The sequence below is a fragment of the Nocardia sp. NPDC060249 genome (assembly GCF_042728755.1).
Taxonomy (GTDB): Bacteria; Actinomycetota; Actinomycetes; order Mycobacteriales; family Mycobacteriaceae; genus Nocardia.
This window is the reverse complement of record NZ_JBHXAQ010000001.1, coordinates 787,689-803,219: the sequence shown is the minus strand read 5'-3', so window position 1 is coordinate 803,219 and position 15,531 is coordinate 787,689. Positions and strand designations below refer to the sequence as shown.

General features: G+C 69.2%; 12 protein-coding genes. 5 read left to right on the top strand and 7 right to left on the bottom strand.

Annotated elements, in window-relative coordinates; translation table 11 throughout:
* Positions 1-328 precede the first annotated feature (328 nt).
* Positions 329-1,237 carry a hydrogen peroxide-inducible genes activator gene (locus tag ACFWFP_RS03590; protein WP_379292934.1) on the bottom strand — a complete coding sequence of 303 codons (909 nt, stop codon included), beginning with the start codon at positions 1,235-1,237 and terminating at the stop codon, positions 329-331.
* A 79-nt stretch (positions 1,238-1,316) separates the two neighbouring features.
* Between ACFWFP_RS03590 and ACFWFP_RS03585 the strand changes: the two genes are divergently transcribed.
* From ACFWFP_RS03585 to ACFWFP_RS03575, 3 genes are all read left to right on the top strand, one after another.
* Complete coding sequence (locus ACFWFP_RS03585) at positions 1,317-1,904, top strand: peroxiredoxin (RefSeq protein ID WP_375929089.1); 588 nt, start codon at positions 1,317-1,319, stop codon at positions 1,902-1,904.
* A 43-nt stretch (positions 1,905-1,947) separates the two neighbouring features.
* On the top strand, positions 1,948-2,487 hold the full coding sequence (locus tag ACFWFP_RS03580) for a carboxymuconolactone decarboxylase family protein (RefSeq protein WP_379292933.1): 540 nt from the start codon (positions 1,948-1,950) through the stop codon (positions 2,485-2,487).
* Positions 2,488-2,630: 143 nt separating this feature from the next.
* Entirely contained in the window at positions 2,631-3,332 is a 702-nt protein-coding gene (locus ACFWFP_RS03575) for a PhzF family phenazine biosynthesis protein (protein ID WP_379292932.1), read from the top strand.
* Here the strand turns inward: ACFWFP_RS03575 and ACFWFP_RS03570 are convergent.
* Entirely contained in the window at positions 3,329-4,681 is a 1,353-nt protein-coding gene (locus ACFWFP_RS03570; RefSeq protein WP_379292931.1) for a hypothetical protein, read from the bottom strand. The genes ACFWFP_RS03575 and ACFWFP_RS03570 overlap by 4 nt on opposite strands.
* 58 nt (positions 4,682-4,739) lie before the next feature.
* Positions 4,740-5,348: a DUF5134 domain-containing protein gene (locus ACFWFP_RS03565; protein WP_379292930.1), complete on the bottom strand. Its 609-nt coding sequence runs from the start codon at positions 5,346-5,348 to the stop codon at positions 4,740-4,742.
* 207 nt (positions 5,349-5,555) lie between these two features.
* Here ACFWFP_RS03565 and ACFWFP_RS03560 point away from each other — a divergent pair, with 207 nt between their 5' ends.
* Entirely contained in the window at positions 5,556-6,053 is a 498-nt protein-coding gene (locus ACFWFP_RS03560; protein WP_379292929.1) for a GNAT family N-acetyltransferase, read from the top strand.
* A 69-nt stretch (positions 6,054-6,122) separates the two neighbouring features.
* Here ACFWFP_RS03560 and ACFWFP_RS03555 read toward each other — a convergent pair whose 3' ends face one another.
* The 4 genes from ACFWFP_RS03555 to ACFWFP_RS03540 all read right to left on the bottom strand — a co-directional run bounded on the left by ACFWFP_RS03555 (position 6,123) and on the right by ACFWFP_RS03540 (position 11,035).
* Complete coding sequence (locus ACFWFP_RS03555; protein ID WP_379292928.1) at positions 6,123-7,949, bottom strand: hypothetical protein; 1,827 nt, start codon at positions 7,947-7,949, stop codon at positions 6,123-6,125.
* Positions 7,950-7,951: 2 nt separating this feature from the next.
* Positions 7,952-9,010 carry an AAA family ATPase gene (locus ACFWFP_RS03550; protein ID WP_379292927.1) on the bottom strand — a complete coding sequence of 353 codons (1,059 nt, stop codon included), beginning with the start codon at positions 9,008-9,010 and terminating at the stop codon, positions 7,952-7,954.
* 105 nt (positions 9,011-9,115) lie between these two features.
* Entirely contained in the window at positions 9,116-10,339 is a 1,224-nt protein-coding gene (locus ACFWFP_RS03545; protein ID WP_379292926.1) for an aspartate aminotransferase family protein, read from the bottom strand.
* Positions 10,340-10,393: 54 nt separating this feature from the next.
* The gene (locus tag ACFWFP_RS03540; RefSeq protein ID WP_379292925.1) at positions 10,394-11,035 is read right to left on the bottom strand and encodes a Pr6Pr family membrane protein; all 642 of its coding nucleotides are present in this window, start codon (positions 11,033-11,035) and stop codon (positions 10,394-10,396) included.
* A 257-nt stretch (positions 11,036-11,292) separates the two neighbouring features.
* Between ACFWFP_RS03540 and hrpA the strand changes: the two genes are divergently transcribed.
* The gene (gene hrpA / locus ACFWFP_RS03535; RefSeq protein WP_379292924.1) at positions 11,293-15,531 is read left to right on the top strand and encodes an ATP-dependent RNA helicase HrpA; all 4,239 of its coding nucleotides are present in this window, start codon (positions 11,293-11,295) and stop codon (positions 15,529-15,531) included.

Below are 15,531 nucleotides of genomic sequence, written 5' to 3'. Positions count from 1 at the left end.
ATAAGTCGGCGAACAGGCGTCATGGCCGGTCTGCCGACAGGTCAACCACCCCACGGTGAGCCTCGGAATCTTCGAACTGGTGCGCGCCCTGTTTCAAACACTTCAGCACCAAACTGGACATCGAATCCAGCGGGAGACCCAGAACTCCCCACCCGTCTACGGGATTCCCCGAACAGAGGAATGCCGATAGTTAGCTGTGTAAATTTTCTGGCCGAGCGCAGCGGTCTGCACATCACTGGATTATCGAGCCATAAAAGTGCCGTTTGATTTACGACGTAAAGTATCTTTTTGCCCCTAGGGGCCAGAATTGGTGCAATCCGCCCGGCGATCAGAATGGGCGTTTGGATCGGACGACCGCGGCGAGGTATTCGTAATCCGCGGCTCGCGCGGACGATCCTCGATAGGCGAGCCCGATCGTGCGACCGGGAGCGGGGGCCGCGAAGCGCGCGGTGTCCAGGCTCGCGCGCGCGGTCTCGGTGGCCACCGCCATTTCCGGGATGAGCGTCACGCCGAGCCCGCCGGCCACGCACTGCACGACCGTGGTCAGCGAGGCGGCGCGGGTGTCGCCGACCGTCCCGGGTTGCACGTCGGCGGAGCGGCACAGGTCCAGGGTCTGATCGCGCAGGCAATGACCCTCGTCGAGCAGCAACAGTGGGAGGTCGGCGAGAGCGGGGGCGGCCAGGTCGGTGCGGCCGGCGAGCTCGTGGCCGCGCGGCGTGACCAGCACGAATTCCTCGCTGTAGAGCGGGATCTCGACCAAGCCGTTGGCTTCGGTCGGCAAGGCGAGCACCGCCACATCGAGCACACCGGTGCGCAACCCGTCCAGCAGCCGCGCGGTCTGATCCTCCACCACCTGGGGTAGCACCCCGGGCAGTTTGCGGCGTAACTCGGGCAGCAGTTCGGGCAGCACGTACGGGGCCACGGTCGGAATGATGCCCACGCGCAGCGTGCCGCCGAGGGTGTCGCCGGTCGCCGAGGCGACGAATCGATCGGCGGCTTCCAGTGTCGCGATGGCCTGTGGCAGCAGTCGCATCCCGGCGGCGGTCACCAGCACGCGGCGGGTGCTGCGCTCGATCAGCTGGAGCCCGAGACCGTTTTCCAGTGATGCCAGTGCCTGCGATAACGTGGGTTGACTCACAGTCAAACGCGCTGCGGCGGTGCCGAAATGCCGGTATTCGGCGACGGCCACGAACGCACGCAGCTGCGACAGGGTTGGCTGATAAGTCTGATCACTCACACCTATCAGTGTACGTCCAGCAATCGGCTTTACCTTTCAGTAGGCTGACATCAACACACCACCAATGAGGAGACGAAGCATGGCTCTGCTGACCATCGGCGACCAGTTCCCGGCATACAACCTCAAGGCCGTCATCGGAGGCGACCTCTCCAAGGTCGACGCGCAGCAGCCCGACGATTACTTCACCCAGATCACCAGTGACGACCACGCGGGCAAGTGGCGCATCGTGTTCTTCTGGCCCAAGGACTTCACCTTCGTGTGCCCGACCGAGATCGCCGCGTTCGGCAAGCTGAACGAGGAGTTCGCCGATCGTGACGCGCAGGTGCTCGGCGCCTCCGTCGACAACGAGTTCGTGCACTTCCAGTGGCGCGCACAGCACGAGGATCTCAAGACCCTCCCCTTCCCGATCCTGTCCGACCTCAAGCGTGAACTGGCCACCGCCACCGGCGTTCTCAACGCCGACGGCGTCGCCGATCGCGCCACCTTCATCGTCGACCCGAACAACGAGGTGCAGTTCGTCTCGGTGACCGCCGGTTCGGTCGGCCGCAATGTCGACGAGGTACTGCGCGTGCTCGACGCGCTGCAGTCCGACGAGCTGTGCGCCTGCAACTGGAAGAAGGGCGACCCGACCATCGACGCGGGCGAACTCCTTTCGGCCAGCGTCTGATTCACCCTTTCCCACCGGAACACCCCAGAGGAGCCCCACTGTCATGAGCATCGAGAACCTGAAGAACTCTCTTCCCGAGTACGCCAAGGACCTCAAGCTCAATCTGTCCTCGCTGGCACGCACCACGGTGCTCACCGAGCAGCAGCTGTGGGGCACCCTGCTGGCGTCGGCCGCCGCCACCCGTTCGGCGACCACCCTGCGCGAGATCGCCGACGAGGCCGCCGACCTGCTCTCGGCCGAGGCGTACGACGCCGCGCTGGGCGCCGCGTCGATCATGGGCATGAACAACGTGTTCTACCGCGGCAAGGCGTTCCTGGACGGTCGCTACGACGATCTGCGCGCGGGTCTGCGGATGAACATCATCGGCAACCCCGGCGTCGACAAGGCCGACTTCGAGCTGTGGTCGTTCGCGGTGTCCTCGATCAACGGCTGCGCGCACTGCCTCGAGGCGCACGAGAAGACACTGCGTGAGGCCGGTGTGTCGCGCGAGGTGATCTTCGAGTCGCTGCGTGCGGCGGCGATCGTCGCCGGTGTCGGCCAGGCGGTGGCGTCCACCGAGGCGCTGGCCCCGGCGGCCGTCTGATTCGTCGGCTTCGCGCCTGCCGTCGAGGCGCCGGCGGCCCCGATCCGGATTCCGGATCGGGGCCGTTGCCGTGCCGGTACCGGCCAGGTCGGGGCGCTCGTGGGTCGGTGGGCCCCGCGCGGCGGCCCGGTAGGCTCGCGATCATGAACGCACATGATGTGCCCGATGCCCCGGACATCCAGGTCGAGGTCGTCCGAGTGTTCACCGATCCGGCCGGAAATCTCGGCAACGCGCTCGGCATCGCCCGCGCGGGCGATGTCGTCGCCCTCGACAAGCAGGAATTGGCGGCACGGCTGGGTTTCAGCGAAACCACGGTCGTCTCCGATCCGGTCGACGGCGTCGCCGACGTCCGCATCTACACCCCGGCCGTCGAGTTGCCCTTCGCCGGGCATCCCACCGTCGGCACCGCGTGGTGGCTGGATGTGCAGCGCACGCCCGTGCACACCCTGCGAGTGCCCGCGGGGCCGGTGGCCGTCAACCGAACCGACGGGCTGACCTGGATCACGGCGCGCGCCGAGTGGACTCCGAAATTCGACTTCCAGCAGCTGGAGTCGGTGCAGGAGCTGGCCGCCTTGGCGCCCGTCGACTTCACCGACGGCCAGCATTTCTTCTGGGCCTGGATCGACGAGTCACGGGGCGCGCTGCGCGCCAGGATGTTCGCGCCCGCGATGGGCATCGCCGAGGACGAGGCCACCGGGGCGGCGGCGGTCGCGCTCACCGCGCAGCTGCGCCGCGGGCTGATCATCACCCAGGGGCAGGGCTCGCAGCTCTATACCGAGTGGGACTCCGACGGGTGGGTTCGCCTCGGCGGACGGGTCGCCGAAGACCACGTGGTGGTGCTCTAACTCTCCGGTTGACCGGCGAAGCGACGCAGCCAGGGCGGTCTGGCCGACCAGTGGCCGCGGCGCTGTGGCGCGGCGCCCAGGTCGGCGAGGATGCGGGTTTCGAGCGCGCGGGGCGGGGTCTGCTGGTCGTCGGCGGCCAGCAGCGCGAGCACGTCGTGCACACCGCGCACGCGGGTGGCGAACTGCGTCAGACTGTTCGGGGTGGTGGCGCTGAGTTTGTTCTCGATGTGGTGGTGTTCGAGCTCGGCGACCGCGTCGAGCGCGTAGGCGTCGGCCAGGGACAGGACCGAGCCGGGCGGGCACCACGACTGCCTGGCCGTCCACCGGGGGATCCGCTGTTCGGCGAGCCGTTCGATGCCCTCGGCCAGCAGCCTCGTGACCATCGGTACCCGCAGGCCCAGTTCACGGCCGATGGCGCGGTAGGTGCGTCCGCCGTAGTAGGCGAGGACGAAGACCTCGCAGTGGCTGTCGAGTGGGTCGTCGAACCCGAGTCTGGCCGCGGCCGCCAGCCACGGCAGGTCGTCGCCGCCGCGGCGGTCGAGGCGTAGGCGCTGCACCGCGAGGCGATGGATCTGCGCCAGCAGCCAGGACTGGTCGGGGGTGAACGCCGGGCTGTCGTGGGCGATCGGGGACGGCGCGCCGAGCGGGTCCGTCCCGGGACGTTCGGTGTCGATGCCGACCACGCCCCATCGATCGACATCGAAGTAGCCGAAGGCCCGTTGGTCGGCGCCGACACGGTCGCTGCCGGCAGTGCCCGGGCCGCTGACATCGGAGGGGTGGTCCGGGTGGGGACCGGGGAGACCATGGACCGCGTCGTCGGCATCCCCGCGGCGCAGGTCCCCGAGGCGATCCGGGGCCTCGGAACACGAGTCGGCGTCAGTGCTCACCCGGTCGGGCAGACGGGAACCGTCGTGGGAGTAGGCGACGCCGCGACCGAAGGCGGCGTCCATCGAACCGTCGGTGTGGGGGGCCAGGTCGGAACGCTGTTCGGTCGCGACGAACGCCGAACGCCCCCACGGTGTCCCGAGGTCCGGCCCAGGACGCGACAGCGGGGCCGCCGAGACGTCGTCCCCGGATTCCGCGGTTGCGGAATCGGGTTCCCGGCCGGTGTCGTCCTCGTCGACGATCCACTGCGGCGATCTCGCACGCCGATAGCCTTCGCGGACAACGTCTTCGGCGGCACCGCGACGGTGCAGCACCCGCAGCGCCAGCCCGAACGCCGCCGCGCCGGTGGCGCGGTAGAGCGCACGCATCTCCTCGCGATCGTCGGCACCGGCCACGATCGGGGGGATCCGCGCACCGCCGCCGCGCGACCCCGGCGGCGGTTGGGGACCGCGCTGCCCACTCATCGTCGAATTCCTGCCCGCACTAAGGCAATTCGCAGCGCGAGCGGTTGTGGATCGGTATTCACCGGCCGATCGCGGCGATCAGCATGAACGCGGTCCCGATATCCATCACCACATGGGGCACCAGCGCCGAGGTCAGCGGGTGGGAACCGGCGGGATGAACGAAGCGGTGCCAGCATGAACGGTGACCGGCCGTACCGAGCGCGAGCAGCGCGTCGAGGCCGAACAGCACCGCCAGCACGACAGCGGGCCAGCTCGCCCCGCCGGCGCCGTGCACGGCCCCGTGCCCGGCCATCGCGTACAGCATCGCCGCGGCGGCGACGGTGTGATAACCCAGCGCCAGCACACCGTCGGGCGCCGCACCGGTGCGCCACCCCATGACGCGTTCGGCGAGCAGGATCGCGAACGCCACGGTGAGGGCGGTGAGTATCGCGCGCATCGCGTGCGGGTCGGTCGCGGCGGGGAACACCAGCATGGCCAACATCACCAGGCACATGAGCAGGTGCGCGCTGTCGGAGGCGGTATCGATCCGGTGCGCCGACCGGGTTCGCCCGGTGAGCCGGGTCGCCACGATCAGCGATGCCAGCACGAACGCGGCGACCACCGGCCACCGCACGAACGCATACTGCTCCACGAAATCGGCCACACCCCACCACTTTCGAGTCGACACCCGCAGCACCATGCTCGCACTCGCGCTGGTGCCCCGGGGCGTTTTCCGCGGTCAGGGCGTACCTCGTCCCGAGGCCTCGCGGAGGCGGACACCACCGCGCGACCCTCGCGCCGTGCCCTCGGCACCGCGCGCTCGGCACGGCGGGCGCACTGCCACCGTGGCCGACGCGGATCGATGGGCCGCGGCAGCGATCGGCAAACTGGACTTATGACCGATAACCCGACTGCTGCGGTCGACCAGCTTCGCGTGGTGGCCGACGACCTCACCGGCGCGGAAATCCGGAGCCTGCTGGCCGCCCATCACGCGGAAATGGCGGACACCACCCCCGCCTGCAGCATGCACGCCCTCGATCTCACCGCCCTGCGCAATCCCGCGGTCACGGTGTGGAGCGCGTGGTCCGGCGACGACCTCGTCGGGTGCGGCGCGCTGAAGGAACTCGACGCCGAGCACGCCGAGATCAAGTCCATGCGCACCGCCGACGGGTATACCGGCCGTGGCGTAGCCGCCGCCGTGCTCGCGCATCTGGTCGCGGTCGGCCGAGACCGCCGGTACCGGCGGCTGAGCCTGGAAACCGGCGCCGAGGACTTCTTCGCTCCGGCCCGCCGCCTCTACCTGCGCCACGGGTTCGCCGAATGCGGCCCGTTCGGCAGCTACTCCACCGACCCGCTGAGCCGATTCTTCACGCTGCGGCTCGATCCTGCCTGATCCCGCGCGTCCCGGGGTCGATGCCGCCTGACCAGCACCACCTCCGAAGACCCGGCACAGGATGCCGGCTCAGCGCAAGCGGAAGACCGGTCCCTTGGGGGCGAACGGCAGGGCAGCACCCGCGGGGACGAGGAACGCGTGTTCGCGGCGGATCCGTAGTGCGTCGCACTGCCCGTCGGTGATCACCAGAATCGGGCCGTCGACCGGGAAGTCCTCGGCGCGTTCGAGCAGGCGGATGCCGGGCTGCAAGATCGTGCCGCCTCGTCCGCGGACCCGCACGCCGGCGGCGATTTCCTCCACCGGCAGGTAGCCCGCGTCGTAGGCGGCCGCATCGCAGTAGACGACTCTGGCTCGCGGCACGTCTCTGGCCAGCGCGTAGGACGCGATCGCGCCGAGCCCTTTGCCGAGCAGGGTCACGTCCATCGAACCCGAAGTATCGAGGACTACGCCGAAGGTCGGTAGCCGCACGTTCTCCTCGGGGCGGACCCACGCCGGTCGCGCGATGTCGGGTGTCGAGGCCTGCCGGCGCGAGGCGCGGGCGTAACTGCGCCGTTTGTCGAGGGTGGGAACGTGTTCGTCGAACCACTGGGCCAGTTGCGCGTCCCACGGCAGCGGTGGCTGGTCGAGTGCGCGGATCGCCTGTTCCAGCGCGGCCGGGACGTACCCGCGGCCGCTGTCGGTGTGGTAGGCCAGCCCCGTCATCAGCGCGCCGCGGTAGTACTCGTCGAGGTCGACATAGCGGCCCGCGCTGCCGGGGTGGGCCAGCGGTTCACCGAGGACATCACCGAGACCGCGGCCGCGCAGGGTGGCCAGTTTGCGGAGCCTGCGCAGGTCGACGGCGATCCGGTCGTAGATCTCTTCGGCGGAACAGCCTGTCAGCGCCGGGTCGTAGAGCAGGCCCTCCGGCATCTGACCGACATTCATCTCGACCAGCCAGCCGTTGACCACGTAGTCGCAGGCGATGTTGAACAGGTAGTGGTCGCGCCAGTCGGCGCGTTCGCCGTGACGCAGTGCGGCATGCAGCATTTCGTGGGCGAGCACGAACCGCCACTGCTCCTCACCGAAGCCGATCAGCGGGTTGACGTAGATCTCGGCGGCCTCGGCGTTCACGGCGGCGATCGAAATATTCCAGCTGCGTGCCAGGTCCGCGTCGGCGACGACGGTCATGCCCGCGGCGAGGGCACCGAGCAACGGGAACGACGACACGAACCAGCCGAGGGCGCTGTCCCACGGGCCGCGGTGGCGCAATACGCCCTCGGCGGTGCGCTCACCGCCCGCGGTGGCCAAGGCCGCACGGGCGGCGTCCGCGATACCCCTCCCGAACCGGGCGGGGTTGTCGACGCGTTTCGCGATCTCGGCCGAGTGGAGCAGGAAGTCGGCGAACCCGGTGCGCGCGAAGGCATCCGGCACTGCCGTATCGCGCCACCGGGCAGCGGCAGCGTGCTCGTCGGCCAACGCGGGCGTCGGTGGCATGTCGGTGGGGCGGGTGCCTATCTTCATCGTCGTCAGGTAGGTGTCGACGGCGGCGCAGCAGGCCGCACGATAGGCCGGATGCGGTGCGCGCACCTCTCGCCGGCCTTCGGGGTCTCCCGGATCGAGGCCGATGATGTTGTCGGGAACCGTGTTTCGTGGATCGAGGTGACCGAATCCGGCGTGCAGCAAGCAATGCGCGAACACCCATGTCCATTCCTGGGCGGTGGCACGGCGTTTCGGGTGATAGCCCACATAGCTGCCGCTCAGCCGGGCCCACACCGCACGCGGCGTCCGCTCGTCGAGGCGGTACAGCTGGGTGGCCAGCGGCCGCAACGCCGGGTGGGCGCACGTCGCCTTCCAGCCGTCGTCGACGGCCTGCTGCCACGGATCGGCGACCGTGCGGCGCTTGCGTGTGGTGGCCACGCTCAGCGCCGCGCGGCCAGACGCGGCAGATCTCGCGACACCTCGATGAGGAACCACGACGGCAGCACCGGCATCCCGTCGGCATCGGAGGCGATCACCAGTTGCGCGCATTCCACCGAGATCTCGGCGAGTTCCACCAGCAGCGACTTGGCGCGCATCACGAAGCGCTGCACCGTCGGCGAGGTGTGCGCGCGGTCGCCGGGGAGATCTTTGATCAGCCGGGCGCGCATCGTCTCGGACAGGAAATAGAGCAGGTCACGGTCGGCCGGGTCGCGCGGCCACCCGGCGTCGCCCTTGAGCACCGCGTCCAGGTCGAAGGCGTGGCGGATCGTCTTCACGAAGGCGCGAAAGCCGGAACTGTGGCCGAGGGTGAGGGTGCCCGCGGCGAGGACCTGCAGGGTCGTGTCGTCGATGTCGTCGCCGCAGGAGTGCAGGGCGTCGGAGAGCATGTGCCAGCCGCGCGGGGTGGAGAACGGCGCCTCGGTTTTGGGCGGCGCCGACCACAGGTGGTCGGGGCGCTGGGTGAGGTAGCGGATGATCCAGGGGTGGATGTCGTGGGTAGCGGCCCACTTCAGCCAGTCGTCGACATCGGCGCGCAGGTGCAGGTGCACCATCCGGTTGACCAGTGCCGACGCCATCGGCCGGGCGAGCGCGTTGTCGGTGGCGCGATTGCCCGCGCCGATCACCACCGAACCGGCGGGCAGTTCGTAGGTCCCGATCCGGCGGTCCAGGATCAGCGAATAGAACGACTTCTGCACCTCCGGTGCGGCGGCGTTGAGTTCGTCGAGGAACAGGCAGTACGGCTCCGGTCGCGCGATCAGCTCCGGCGGTGCGAAGCGGCTGCGATCATCGACGATCTGCGGGACACCGATCAGGTCTTCGGGGGCGAGCTGGGTGCCGAGGAGGGTGACGCACTCGAGGCCGAGCGAATCGGCGAAGGTCCGCACGAGCGAGCTCTTGCCGATTCCCGGTGCACCCCACAGGAATACCGGCCGCACCACCGCGACATGCAGCAGCACTTCGGGTAGTTGGTCCGGTGTCACGGTCACCGATGCTTGCACGCAGGTCCTCCCCCTGTTCGATCAGAACAGAGGCAGGCTAGCCCGCACGGCAGCGGGCCCGCCAGCGAGTTTCGCCGACGGGCCCGGTGTCGATCGACTCCCGAATCAGCCCAGGGCGCGGGCGAATCCGTCGGCGAGTTCCGCGACCTGGGCGTCGGTCATGACGAACGACGGCGAGATCTGCATCGCGCCCGCTCCGGCTGCGCGGCCCGAGATGCCGTGTTCGCGCAGGGTTTTCACCAGGGCAGGGCCCTCGGTCGGGTCGGCGAGCTGCACGGCCGCCACGGCGCCGAGTCCGCTCCGGACTTCAGCGACGCGGGGGTGGTCGGCCAGCGGCGCCAACACGGTGTGGAGGGTGGATTCGAGACGGGCGGCTTCTTCCAGGAGGCCTTCGCGTTCCACGATGGCGAGGTTGGCCAGGGCCGCGGCGGCCGCGCCTGCGTGGCCGCCGTAGGTGTAGCCGTGGCGGAACCAGGTGCCGCCGGCGTAGAAGGGTTCGGCCAGGTGGGGGGCGATGAAGACCGCACCCATCGGAAGGTAGCCGGAGGTGAGGCCCTTGGCGGTGGTCATCAGGTCAGGCTGCAGGTCGAAGCGGGTGGAGGCGAACCAGGAACCGCCGATGCGGCCGAAACCGGTGACGACCTCGTCGGCGACGAACAGGATGTCGTGGTCTCGGCAGATCTGGCGGACCTCGGCCAGGTAGCCCTGCGGCGGCGGATACACCCCGCCCGCGCCGATGATCGGTTCGCAGAAGAACGCGGCGATCCGCTCGGCGCCGACCTCTTCGATCAGGGCGAGCAGGGACTTCGCGTCGTTCCATTCGACGGTGCGGGTGTCGTCCACCAGCACGCCGTAGCCCTCCTTGTTCGGCGCCAGACCGCCGAGCGCGGTGCTCGCGTAGTGCATGCCGTGATAGGCCAGACGTCGCCCGACCAGGATCTTCTTGTCGGTGCGGCCCTGCTCGTGCCAGTAGCGGCGGGCCAGTTTCGCCGCGGTCTCCACCGAGTCGGAACCGCCGGAGGTGAAGAAGATCTTGCTGCCCGGCACCGGGGCGATCGACGAGAGTTTCTCGGCGAGTTCCTGGGTGGGCGCTTCGGTGATGTCGCCGAAGTTGGAGTAGTGCGCGATGGTGCGCAACTGGTCGGCGACGGCGTCGGCGATCTCGCCGCGACCGTGCCCGACATTGGCGAACCACAGCCCGGCGGTGGCGTCGAGGTACCGCTTGCCCGCGGTGTCGAAGACGTAGGCGCCCTCGCCGCGAGCGACAACGAACGCGCCGTCACGATCGACGGCACCCATATCGGCGAATCCATGCCAGAGCGCATTCATGGCTCCACATTTACCCCACCCGGGCGCGACGCGCGCACCGGGCCCGTCACAGGGTCAGTCCTCGGACCTGCGTTCCCGCCACCACGCGGGCAGGTCGCCCAGTGACGCCATGGCTACCGCCAGCACCGCGAACACCAGCGTGAGGACGACCAGCCCGATCGCCATCGACAGATAGCCCTGGTCGGTGGGATTGATGAAGGGGTAGGGGTACCAGTCGACGATCGCACCACGGATCAGGCTGTAGACGCCGTAGACGAGCGGGAAGGCCAACCACTGCCCGATCAGGGCCGGACTCGGCCGCAGTCGCTGCGCCATCGCGACGAACATCCAGTCCAGCACCAGGATCAACGGCAGGTAGCGGTGCATGAGGTCGTTGATCCACTTGTCGTTGAGCATCACGTCGATCCGCGACAGCAGCACCGCGTAGACGACCATCGTGATGAGCATGTAGAGCGTGACAGCGCCACGGAACAGCTGCCAGCCGCGGCCCTGCGGTGCGACCAGACCACCGATGAGCAGCACGAACGCACCCAGGATGTTGGACTCGATGGTGAAGTAGCTCAGATAGTTCGTGAGCGAGAAGGTCGCCGAGTCGATGTTGCGCACCGGGATCCACAGCAGCACGACAACCCCGAGCACTCCGAAACCGAGCCGATAGGCCCGGATCCACCACGCTGTTCGCACCGAAGCGCTCATGCCGTGTCCCTTTCGCATGGTCGGGCGACCCGCGAGGCGAGGCGAGGTGCCCGCTGACCGCTCATGCCCGGATCCTCGCACGACCGGCCCCCGCTGACCGGGAGTTCGTGTGCGCACGGTCGTCGCGTCGCGCGGCGCCGACCGGACGCGCGGACCGTGACGGGCGGGTGTCGTGGTGTGTCGTTGGTCTCCGCGACGGCGCGAGCGGGCGACGCGGGGGAAAACCGGTGGCGGGCTTCGCTAGGCTGGTAGGCGCAATGACCAGGACAGCTAGCACCGGAACCCGCGCGCTGCGCACCCGCCTGGCGGAGGTCTCGCTGCGCGATGAACATCGGCTCCGGCGCAAGCTCGACCGTGCGCGCCCCGACGATCTGCCCGCCGTCGAGGCCGAGATCGCCACCGCCGAGACCCGCGTGGCCAATCGCCGCGCGGCGCTTCCGCAGATCAACTACCCGGAACAACTCCCGGTTTCCGCGCGCCGCGACGACATCGCCGCGGCCATCGCGGCCAATCAGGTCGTGATCGTGGCCGGTGAGACGGGCTCGGGCAAGACCACCCAGATCCCGAAGATCTGCCTCGAACTCGGTCGCGGAATCCGCGGCACCATCGGACACACCCAGCCGCGCAGGCTCGCCGCCCGCACCGTGGCCGAACGCATCGCCGAGGAACTGGGCACCGAACTCGGTGACGTGATCGGCTATACGGTCCGCTTCACCGATCAGGCGTCGGATCGCACGCTGGTCAAACTCATGACCGACGGCATCCTGCTCGCCGAGATCCAGCGCGACCGGATGCTGCGCCGCTACGACACGATCATCATCGACGAGGCCCACGAACGCAGCCTCAATATCGACTTCCTGCTCGGCTACCTGAAGCAGTTGCTGCCACAGCGGCCCGACCTCAAGGTGATCATCACCTCGGCGACGATCGATCCCGAACTGTTCGCCCGCCATTTCGCCGACGCGCACGGCACGCCCGCCCCGATCGTCGAAGTGTCGGGCCGGTCGTATCCGGTGGAGTTGCGGTACCGGCCGCTGTCGCTGGAACTGCCCGGATCCGACGACGACGAGGACACCCGCGTCGTCGACCGCGACCCCACCGACGCCATCGCCGACGGGGTCGTCGAACTGTTCGCCGAGGGCGACGGCGATGTGCTGGTGTTCCTGTCGGGCGAACGCGAGATCCGCGACACCGCCGACGCTTTGCGCGACCTGAAACTGCCCCGCACCGAGATCGTGCCGCTCTACGCGCGCCTGTCGGCCGCCGAGCAGCACAAGGTGTTCGCCCCGCACACCGGTCGCCGGGTGGTGCTGGCCACCAACGTCGCCGAGACCTCGCTGACCGTGCCGGGTATCCGCTATGTCATCGACCCCGGCACTGCCCGCATCTCGCGCTATTCGATGCGCACGAAGGTGCAGCGCCTGCCGATCGAAGAGGTCTCGCAGGCCTCGGCGCGGCAGCGATCGGGTCGCTGTGGCCGTGTGGCGGACGGTATCTGCATCCGGCTGTATTCCGAGGACGACTTCGAGGCGCGGCCCGCGTTCACCGAGCCGGAGATCCTGCGCACCAACCTCGCCGCGGTCATCCTGCAGATGACGGCGCTGGGGTTGGGCGATATCGAGAGTTTCCCGTTCGTGGAGGCCCCCGACCGCCGCGCCATCCGCGACGGCATCGCCCTGCTCGAGGAGCTGGGCGCGCTGGCGCACGGCAGCACGAAATCTGTCGACGGCGAGCCTGATTCGGGCAAGCATCTCACGCTCACGCCGATCGGGCGGGAGATGGCGCAGCTGCCGGTGGATCCGCGGATGGCGCGCATGCTCGTCGAAGCGCGGCGCAACGGGTGCCTCGACGAGGTGCTGATCATCGTCGCGGCGCTGTCGATCCAGGATGTGCGCGAACGTCCCGTCGAGCATCAGCAGGCAGCCGACACCCAGCACGCGCGTTTCGTCGTCGAGGGCTCGGACTTCCTGGCTTACCTGCGGCTGTGGGACTACCTCACCGAGCAGCGCAAGTCGCTGTCGTCCAACCAGTTCCGCCGGATGTGCCGCGACGAGTTCCTGCATTATCTGCGTATCAGGGAATGGCAGGACCTGCACGGCCAGTTGCGCACCATCGCCCGCGGGATGGGCTGGAACGACGCGGGCGCGAGCCGGGGACAGGCGAACTCCGACACCCCAACGCTCGGAGAGTCGGCCGAGGACCGGCGCACCGTGGCTGCCGAGGGCTCAGGGAGCACTCGCGGACGCCGTGGTCGTGGCCGTGGGAATTCCCAACGCGCGGTGGCGGAGTCGACTACCTCCGACCGTGCGGACACCGGCGAAGGCGCGCGCCCGGCAGGCGGACGGTCTCGACGTGGCGGCGACGGGGCTCGACGTGGCCGGCCCGCAACGTCCACGAAAGCTGTCGGCGGGGCGGCGGATTCGGCCGACGACGACGCGATGCCGTGGCCGAGCGCACAGATCCACCAGTCGCTGCTGGCGGGCATGCTCTCGCATATCGGAGTGCGCGAGGCGGAATCGCGCGAGTTCCTCGGGGCGCGCAATGCGAAGTTCATGATCTTCCCCGGGTCGTCGCTGGCCAAGAAGGCGCCGCGGTGGGTGATGGCGGCCGAACTGGTGGAGACCTCACGGCTGTGGGGGCGGATCGCGGCGAAGGTAGAGCCGGAGTGGGCCGAACGGCTCGCCGGCGATCTGGTGAAACGTACCTACTCCGAACCACATTGGTCGGCCAAACGCGGTTCGGCACGTGCCTACGAGCGGGCGACGCTCTACGGCGTGCCTTTGGTGACCGGGCGCCCCGTCGACTTCGGGCGCATCGACCCGGAACTGTCGCGAGAGCTGTTCCTGCGTCATGCCCTGGTGCAGGGCGAATGGCAGACCAGGCACGGGTTCTTCGCCCGCAATCGCGCCCTGATCGACGATGTGGCCGACCTCGAACATCGCGCGCGGCGCCGCGACATCCTCGTCGACGACGAGGTGCTGTTCGAGTTCTACGACAAGCGCATCCCCGCCGATATCGTGTCGGTGCGCCATTTCGACAGCTGGTGGCGCAAGACCGAGCGCGAGGACCCCGCGCTGCTGGACTTCTCGACCGACACCGTGGTCAACGCCGGTGTCGCCACCCTGGACCCGACCGACTTCCCCGACGCCTGGCGCCAGGGTGAACTCAGCTTCCCACTGACCTACCAGTTCGAGCCCGGCCAGGACGACGACGGCGTCACCGCGCGGATCCCGGTGGAACAGCTCGCCCATGTGCGAGCGGTCGGCTTCGACTGGCTGGTACCCGGCATGCGGGAGGAACTGGCCGCCGCGTTCATCAAAACGCTGCCGAAAACGTTGCGGCGCGCGGTCGTTCCCGCGCCGGACTTCGCGTCGGCGGCGTTGCGCGGGCTGACTCCGCGCGCCGAGCCGTTGCGCACGGGGCTCGCCCGGGAACTGTCCCGGCTGGGTTCGGTCACCATCACCACCGACGACCTCTCCCCCACCGCGCTGCCCGATCACCTGCGGATGACCTTCGCCGCCGTCGATCAGAGCGGCACGGTGCTGGCCAAGAACAAGAGCCTGCAACAGCTCAAAGCGACACTGGCCGATCAGGTGTCGGCATCGGTCGCGCGGGCGACCGCCGGTGCCGAGCGTGCGCCCGCCATGGTGTGGACCTCGGAGTCGCTCGGTTCGCTCGCGCCGACCGTGAGCCGCGAGGTCGCGGGCCAGACCGTCACCGGGTACCCGGCACTCGTGCCCGAGGGCGAGGGCGTCGCGGTGCGGGTCCTGAGCTCGCCCGGCGAACAGGCGGCCGCGATGCGAGCGGGTGTGCGCACCCTGCTGCTCGCCGCGATCCCCACCTCGACGCGGGCGGTCACCGCCGGACTGCCCGCCCGCGATCGGCTGGCACTGAGCCAGAATCCCGACGGTTCCCTGGACAAGCTGGTCGAGGACTGCCGGATCGCCGCCGCCGACGAACTGATCGCCAGGGCAGGCGGCCCGGTGCGCTCGCCGGCAGAGTTCGACGAGCTGGTGGCCGCCGTCCGCCCGCAACTGTCCACGGCGGTCCTCGCGCTGATCCGCACCGTCGTGCCCGTCCTGGCCGCCGCCCAGCAGGCGCGTGCCGCTCTGGCCGACACTCTCGAAACCGATATCGCCGACGACGTGCGCCAGCAGCTCGACGACCTCCTGTTCCCCGGCTTCGTCGCCGAATGGGGCCGGGTGCGGCTGCGCGAACTGCCGCGCTACCTCCTCGCGGCGGCCCAGCGCCTGGAATCACTTCCCGGTTCGGCGGTGCGAGACCGGCAGGCGATGGTCGAGGTGGACCGGATGCTGGCCGCCTACGACAAGCTCGTCACCGTACTGCCCCCGGCGCGCAAGAACGCGCGCGACGTGACCGAGATCTGGTGGATGATCGAGGAACTGCGCGTCAGCCTGTTCGCGCAGAAGCTGGGGACGCCGTATCCGGTGTCGGCCAAGCGCATCGAGAAGGCGATCAGCTCGATCCGACGCTGA

What these genes read in the sequence shown, in the direction of transcription:
- ACFWFP_RS03585 (WP_375929089.1), top strand. Translation starts at nt 1,317, where the DNA reads ATGGCTCTGCTGACCATCGGCGACCAGTTCCCGGCATACAACCTCAAG.
- ACFWFP_RS03580 (WP_379292933.1), top strand. Translation starts at nt 1,948, where the DNA reads ATGAGCATCGAGAACCTGAAGAACTCTCTTCCCGAGTACGCCAAGGAC.
- ACFWFP_RS03575 (WP_379292932.1), top strand. Translation starts at nt 2,631, where the DNA reads ATGAACGCACATGATGTGCCCGATGCCCCGGACATCCAGGTCGAGGTC.
- ACFWFP_RS03570 (WP_379292931.1), bottom strand. Translation starts at nt 4,681, where the DNA reads ATGAGTGGGCAGCGCGGTCCCCAACCGCCGCCGGGGTCGCGCGGCGGC.
- ACFWFP_RS03560 (WP_379292929.1), top strand. Translation starts at nt 5,556, where the DNA reads ATGACCGATAACCCGACTGCTGCGGTCGACCAGCTTCGCGTGGTGGCC.
- ACFWFP_RS03545 (WP_379292926.1), bottom strand. Translation starts at nt 10,339, where the DNA reads ATGAATGCGCTCTGGCATGGATTCGCCGATATGGGTGCCGTCGATCGT.
- ACFWFP_RS03540 (WP_379292925.1), bottom strand. Translation starts at nt 11,035, where the DNA reads ATGAGCGCTTCGGTGCGAACAGCGTGGTGGATCCGGGCCTATCGGCTC.
- hrpA (WP_379292924.1), top strand. Translation starts at nt 11,293, where the DNA reads ATGACCAGGACAGCTAGCACCGGAACCCGCGCGCTGCGCACCCGCCTG.